The organism is Corallococcus llansteffanensis (genome assembly GCF_003612055.1).
GTDB classification, from domain to species: domain Bacteria; phylum Myxococcota; class Myxococcia; order Myxococcales; family Myxococcaceae; genus Corallococcus; species Corallococcus llansteffanensis.
The window spans coordinates 1-6923 of sequence record NZ_RAWB01000531.1 but is presented as its reverse complement, the minus strand read 5'-3'; the positions used below and the strand labels follow the sequence as shown (position 1 = coordinate 6923).

Sequence of the window (6923 nt, the reverse complement as noted above, 5' to 3'; positions counted from 1 at the left end):
CCCCAGCCCCGCCGCGAAGTCCGCGCGCGTGCGCACCCCGGCCACCGAGTGCTCCACGTCCGCGAACGTGTAGAGCACGTCCAGCGTCCCTTCCGCGTCCTCGCGCGCGGACGGAGGCGGGGCATGGCTCCGGGCCACCCGCGCCTCCACCTCCTCGGCGCGGGCCGCGAAGCGCTGCTCCTCCACGAAGAAGCGCCCCACCCACGCGGCGCCCAGGCCCAGGAGCGCCATCACACCCAGGCCCAGGAGCGCCCCCCGCACCAGCCGCGCCACCGCCCCGGGCACCTGGGCCAGGCGGACACGGCGGGGAGCATGGGGGATGGCCAGCTGCATGCGGGCTTCGAGCCTACCGCACGCCCGCGTCCCGCGTCAGTTCGACACCCTGTCCAGGAAGCTGGCGGCGTTGCGCGGGCCCAGGCCGTCGTAGGAGCCCGTGCGGTTGCCCAGCTCGCGCAGGAAGTACACCCACTGGTCCTGGCGCGACAGGTTGGGCGGGATGTTGATGCCGACGGTGTTGTTGGGGAAGTTGCGCACCGCCTCCGCGAACTTCTGCAGCGCGTAGATGTTGCCCGGCTCGTTCGGAGAGCCCGACTCGCCAATGGCGTTGAGCATCTGGAAGCGCTGGTCCGGCGTCAGCCCGAAGTCGTTGGCCACCTGATCCAGCTGGGCCAGCCGCGCCGTGCTGGCGAAGAAGTCCGGGAACGTCTTGCCCAGCGAGAGCACCTGGTCGCGCGTCCAGCCGGTGTCCTGGACGATGGAGTCGATCTGCTCCGGCGAGGTGTACTTCGCCAGGTTGGTGATCTGCTCCGCGTCCACGCTCACACGGCCCAGGATGGTGCGCTGATCCGAACGCAGCTGATCCTGCCGCTCTGCCTCCTGGCGGCCCATGATGCCCATGCTCACCAGTTCGCCGATGATGTAGACCGCCGCGCCCACGGCGGCCAGTGGCACACCCACGCCCGTGGAGCCGAGCGCAATCAGCGCTCCGCCCGCGAGCCCCATCACGTCGCCCGCGATGGCCAGTCCGGTGCCCGCGTTGCCCTGGCCCGAGGCGACCGTGTTCGCCTTCACGAAGATGTCCAGCGCGGCCGCGACGGCGCCGAAGCCTCCCGCGACCCGAGCGGCCACCTGCGCCCCACCGGACAGCTTCGCCGCGGACAGCGCCGTGCCGAGGAGGCTCATGCCCTGCTGGCCGGAGAACGCCGTTGCCCAGGCCGTCCCCAGCGCGTCGTTGGCCTGCGCCGAGTGGTTGGCCTGCATCAGTCCCAGCACCAGGCCCGCCGCCGCGAACGGTCCCGCCCACGCGGTGTTGCCGGACGACAGCGACTTCAGCGTGTTCATCCCCGCCTGGGTGCTGCCGCCCGCGATCTGCCGCAGCCCGGCCAGCCCCGTCTGCCACGCCTTGGGCAGGTTGCTGACCTTGAGGTCCGCCGTCGCGCCGCCGGCCTGCTGGAGCAGGTACCCATCCGTGAGCAGCGACTGGATGTGGTCCACGGCCTGCGACTGGGTGGCCTGGGGGTTCTTCTCGAAGAAGCTCACCAGCGCGCCGGAGACGGCGTTCTCGCGCACCGTGTTCAGCGGCAGCGCCGTCATGAAGGGCGCGAACGCGGAGCCGGGCCGCTCCATCTTCGCCGCCCAGGTGAGCGCCGCGGCCGCGTGTGACGACTGGGCCAGCGCCCCGTAGGCCGCGTGGATGGACTGCGCGTGCGCGGAGCCGTCCGGCCCGCGCAGGGCCTGCTCCAGGAGCGGCGCGTTGCGCGTGAGCGCGGTGTCCAGTGCCTTCGCCTTGGCCTCGAAGCCGGCGTAGTCCGCCGCGTGCAGCGAGCGGAACTCCTGGATGTAGCCCCGCTGCTGCGTGTCGGTGAGGTACGGGCCGAACGACGCGATGTCCGACGCGAGCTGCTGCTCCAGCGCCTCGCGCTGTGCCAGTGCCCCGGTATAGGCCTGCTCCGCGGCGTGCACCTGGGCCACGGCCGTGTCCAGCTTCGCGTCGGTGGCCGCGCCCGTGCTGCCCAGGCATGACACCAGCACGTCCCGGTCCGTCGCCAGCAGGTGGCCCCGCGACACCGCCGAGTCCAGTGCGGGCTTCAGGGTCGTCGCGTTGCCCTGCTTCGCCACCGCCTCCAGCGCGCTGTTCGCCACGCGCGTCGTGCCCACGGACGTGACGCCCTTGGGGCGCGGGGGCGGGTTGGGCACCGCCTCCTGCACGCCGTGGGCGAAGTCGCGCGACAGCGCGTTCTCCAGGGTGCTCGCGGGCGTCGCCTGCAAGAGGTCGATGAGCTTCGCCTGCAGCGCCGGCTTGCCCGCCGCCTGCTGGAGCGCCGCGTTGGCCGCGCCCGTGAGGCTGCGAGACTGCGCGTACCCCTGCGTGAGCGCGGTCCACGCCTCGGCCACGTCCACCGTGGGCCCGCTGTCCGCCACCTGGAGCACCGCCAGCGTGGGCGACACCCCCGCGCGGTCCAGCGCCTCCTGTCGCTCCGGGGAGCCCGGCGGCGTGGAGAGGATGCGGTTCATGGCCGTCCCGGACACCTTGCCCTCGACGCTGTAGCGGCCGTCGGAGAGGAAGGCTTCGAGGCTGGGGTAGCTCTGGCCGGTGCTCGGGTCGAAGACGCCCTCGCCCTGCCGGATGACGGCGTGTCCCGCCTCCCCTTCCGCCCCCGGACGGTTGTCGCGAAGGAGCACCACCTCCGACCGGGCGCGGATCTCCGGCGACGCGAGCTCCAACCAATCACCCACCTGGTCCAGGCAGTTGGCGCTCCCATCGTGGGAGTCCTCGGTGAGGAGCGTGGAGGCCGCGGGCTCCGCGGTCTTCACTCCGGTCAGCTCCGGCCCCTGACGTCGAGGCGGCGGCGGCACGAAGGCGTCCTTCGGCGCGGGCGGTGGAGGTGGAGGCGGCGGCGGGAAGTACGTCACCAGCTCCCGCATCGCGTTCGCGACTGCCGTGGCCTTCGCTTCATCCGCGCGGCCGGAACCTTCGGTGGACGGACTTCCGACAGACGACGACGACACAGCATTCGAAATGGTGCTCATACCGGGCCCTCCCCCAGGGCGATGGGCCGGAAGCGCTGCTGTGAAGACAGCCCCCTTGCTTCCGACCTGCCCCCATTATCGAACGGGGATGATTTTCGATTGCGTGTGTTGGTACCGACCCTTGGCGGTCAGCACCGGTCGCAGGCTGGTTCTCCATGACAGCCACGCAAATCGTTCGCAGACCGCGGCATGTCGCCGCCCCGGCCCCTCAGGACGAACCCAGCTCCCGCTGCAACTTCGCCAGCAGGTTGAGCGCATCCAGCGGCGTCATCCGCTCGATGGACGCCGCCCGGAGCGCGTCCAGCACCTCCGCGTGCGCGGGCGGCGCAGGAGGCGCGGCCGGTGCCACGGGGACCGTTGGCGCTCCACCGAACAGCCCCAACTGCCCTGCCGCCACGGCGCGCTTCGTCGACGAGCGCACCGCCACCCGGGGCCTCCCGGCTTCATCCAGCTCGCCGGACTCCAGGTTCTGCAGCAGCTCCCGGGCCCGTAGCACCACCTCCGGCGGCAGGCCCGCCAGCTTCGCGACCTCGATGCCGTAGGAGCGGCTGGCCCCGCCGGGCACCAGCTTGCGCAGGAAGATGACCTTGCCGCCGTGCTCCTTCACCGCGACGCACAGGTTCTTCACCCGGGGCCGCTCGCGCGCCAGGTCCACCAGCTCGTGGTAGTGCGTCGCGAACAACGCCCGCGCGCCCACCTTGTCGTGGATGTGCTCCGCCACCGCCCACGCGATGGAGAGGCCGTCGTAGGTGGACGTGCCCCGGCCAATCTCATCCAGGATGACCAGGCTCTTGCGCGTCGCATGGTGGAGGATGTGGCTCGTCTCCGTCATCTCCACCATGAACGTGGACTGCCCGCGCGCCAGGTTGTCCGCCGCGCCCACGCGCGTGAAGATCCGGTCGCACAGGCCGATGCGCGCCGCCTTCGCCGGCACGAACGACCCCGCCTGCGCCATCAGCGCCGTCAGCGCCACCTGCCGCATCACCGTGCTCTTGCCCGCCATGTTGGGGCCGGTGATGACCAGCAGCTGCGCGTCCTCCGGATCCAACCGCACGTCGTTGGGCACGAAGGACTCGCCCGCCCCCAGCATCCGCTCCACCACCGGGTGCCGGCCGCCCGTGATGACCAACCCCTCCGTCGCATCCACCTGCGGCCGCGTGTAGCCGTACTCCGCCGCGCACCGCGCGAACGACACCAGCGCGTCCGCCGTCGCCACCGCCTCCGCCGCGGAGCGGATCCGCGGCGCCGCGGAGATCACCTGGGCCCGCAGCTCCTCGAAGAGCTGCAGCTCCAGCACCGTGCGGCGCTCCTCCGCCGTGAGCACCTTCTCCTCGTACTCCTTCAGCTCTTCCGTGACGAAGCGCTCCGCGCCCACCGTCGTCTGCTTGCGGATGTAGTCCTTGGGCACCGCGTGCAGGTTCGCCTTCGTCACCTCCAGGTAGTACCCGAAGACCTTGTTGAAGCGGATCTTCAGCGAGCTGATGCCGGTGCGCTCCTTCTCCCGCTGCTCGATTCGCAGCAGGTAGTCCTTGCCGGACGTGGACAGCGCCACCAGCTCGTCCAGCTCCGCGTGGAAGCCCGGCCGGATGAAGCCGCCGTCGCGGATGACCACCGGCGGCTCGTCCGTCACCGCGCGCAGCAGCAGCTCCGCCAACTCCGGCAGCGCGCCCAGCGGCCCCGATAGGGACTTGAGCAGCCCCGCGTCACACCGCGCCAGCGCCGCGCCCAGCCGGGGCAGCTGCGCCAGCGACAGCCCCAGCGCGCGCAGGTCCCTCGCGTTGCCCGCGCCCAGCGACAGCCGCCCGCACAGCCGCTCCAGGTCGCCCACCTCCTTCAGCGTGGCCACCAGCTCCTCGCGCCACACGCTCTTGCCGGCGAGCTCCTCCACCGCGTCCAGCCGCGCGGTGATCTCCGGCAGCGAGCACAGCGGCGCGGACAGCCAGCGCGCCAGCTTCCGCGCCCCCAGGCCCGTCGCGGTGCGGTCCAACACGCCCAGCAGCGACCCCTTGCGGCCCCCGTCGCGCAGGCTCTTGAGCACCTCCAGGTTGCCCCGCGAGGACTCGTCCATCACCAGGCACCCGGCCTTCTCCTGCCGGGACAGCCGGTCCACGTGCGCGGCCGCCGTCTTCTGCGTGTCCTTCAGGTAGCGCAGCGCCGCCCCGGCCGCCCCGGTGGCCAGCGGCGAGCCGTCCAGCCCGAACGCGGACAGCGATTGGACGTGGAAGTGCGTGCGCAGGAAGGCCGCCGCCCGCGTGTGCTCGAACGCCGCGCCCTCCCCTTCCGCCACCGAGGGCGCGCGCGACAGCCGCTGGCACACCTGCACCACCTCTGGCGCCTCGCGCATGCCCTGCGGCACCAGCAGCTCGCGCGGGTCCACGCGCGACAGCCCCTCCACCAGCTCCGACAGGCTGGAGGCCTCGAAGGTGTAGAACTCGCCGGTGGACGCCTCCAGCAGCGCCGCGCCGAAGCCGGCTTCGTCCCAGCACAGGGCCGCGAGGAAGTTGCTGGCCTGCGGCTCCAGCACCTCGTCGTCCAGCACCATGCCGGGGGTGATGACCCGCGTCACCTCCCGCTGCACGATGCCCGGCCCCGCGCCCGGCTCCGTCACCTGCTCGCAGATGGCCACCTTCAGGCCGTGTTCGATCAGCTTCGCGATGTACCGGCGCGCCGAGTGGTACGGGAACCCGCACATCGGGACCTTGTCCGCGCCCTTGGACCGCGCCGTCAGGGTGATCTGGAGCAGCTCCGAGGCCTTCACCGCGTCCTCGAAGAACATCTCGTAGAAGTCGCCCATCCGGAAGAACAGCACCGTGTCCGGATGCAGCGCCTTCACCTCCAGGTACTGGCGCATCATCGGCGTCAGGGAGGCGAGCTCCCGCGCCCCCGCGGGCGCTTCGGTCGTCCCGACGTCCGGGGTCGCTTCGTCCTCGGTCATCACCACCGCCGCTGCCTTGTCCGTCTTCATCTGCTGTGTCACCGCCATCCCCGGCCTTCTCCCACGCCCCTACGTCCGGATCAACGAACCGGACGCCCTACCCAGGGCGTCTGCCTACCACCCCTGTCCGACATTTCCAGCCGCCCCCCGCCGAAAACGGTTTCCAGCCTTGACGGCCCCCGGCAGGCTGCCCGCCGACATGGCGACCCCCTCCAAGCCGAGCCGACCAGCAGTCCCCGCCCTGTTCCAGGTGGCGCTCGCCCCCGTGCAGGCGTTCTTCCGCCTGGAGGCCAGCAGCGGCATCCTCCTGGCGCTCTGCGCGTTGGCCGCGCTCGCCTGGGCCAACTCCCCCTGGGGGGACACCTACGCGGCCGTGTTCGACGCCCCCCTCCACCTGGAGGCCGCGGGCCACGGCGGCAATTTCACCTTCCGGGAGCTCATCAACGACGGGCTGATGACGCTCTTCTTCTTCCTCGTGGGGATGGAGATCAAACGCGAGCTGTCGTCGGGCGAATTGCGCACCTTCTCCCGCGCGCTCCTGCCGCTCATCGCCGCGCTGGGCGGCATGGTGGTGCCCGCCCTGCTGTACCTCGTCTTCACCCACGGCACCCCCGCGCAGGGCGGCTGGGCCATCCCCATGGCCACCGACATCGCGTTCGCCATCGGGTGCCTCACGCTGGTGAAGGCGCGCGTGGGCCACGGGCTGGTGGTGTTCCTCACCGCGCTCGCCATCTTCGACGACATCGGCGGCATCCTCGTCATCGCCGTCTTCTACGGCACCGGCATCCACGGGGACTGGCTCGCCATCAGCGCGGGCCTGGGCGCGGTGCTCTGGGGGCTCAACCGCTTCTACGTGCGCAACGGCCTCTGGTACGCCCTGGTGGGCGCCGCGCTCTGGTACGCCATGCACCACGCGGGCATCCACGCGACGCTGTCCGGCGTCGTGCTGGGGCTGGCC

General features: G+C 71.7%; 3 protein-coding genes and 1 pseudogene. 1 reads left to right on the top strand and 3 read right to left on the bottom strand.

Translation table 11 applies throughout. From position 1 onward, the window contains the following. The 3 genes and pseudogenes from D7V93_RS34175 to mutS all read right to left on the bottom strand — a co-directional run. Nucleotides 1-333, bottom strand: a pseudogene (locus tag D7V93_RS34175) (DUF3592 domain-containing protein); the annotation flags it as partial. Between the two features lie 36 nt (nucleotides 334-369). Continuing rightward, the gene (locus D7V93_RS34170) at nucleotides 370-3030 is read right to left on the bottom strand and encodes a hypothetical protein (RefSeq protein WP_147451490.1); all 2661 of its coding nucleotides are present in this window, start codon (nucleotides 3028-3030) and stop codon (nucleotides 370-372) included. Nucleotides 3031-3238: 208 nt separating this feature from the next. Then, nucleotides 3239-6013 (bottom strand): DNA mismatch repair protein MutS, encoded by a 2775-nt coding sequence (gene mutS, locus D7V93_RS34165; protein WP_120647365.1) that lies wholly within the window; start codon nucleotides 6011-6013, stop codon nucleotides 3239-3241. 151 nt (nucleotides 6014-6164) lie between these two features. On the opposite strand from mutS, the gene D7V93_RS34160 reads away from it, so the two are divergent. Continuing rightward, nucleotides 6165-6923: Na+/H+ antiporter NhaA (locus D7V93_RS34160; RefSeq protein WP_147451489.1), on the top strand; the 759-nt coding region annotated here is incomplete at its 3' end.

Bases quoted from the DNA above. Each gene is read 5' to 3' on its own strand.
- D7V93_RS34170 (WP_147451490.1), bottom strand. From the start codon at position 3,030: ATGAGCACCATTTCGAATGCTGTGTCGTCGTCGTCTGTCGGAAGTCCG.
- mutS (WP_120647365.1), bottom strand. From the start codon at position 6,013: ATGGCGGTGACACAGCAGATGAAGACGGACAAGGCAGCGGCGGTGGTG.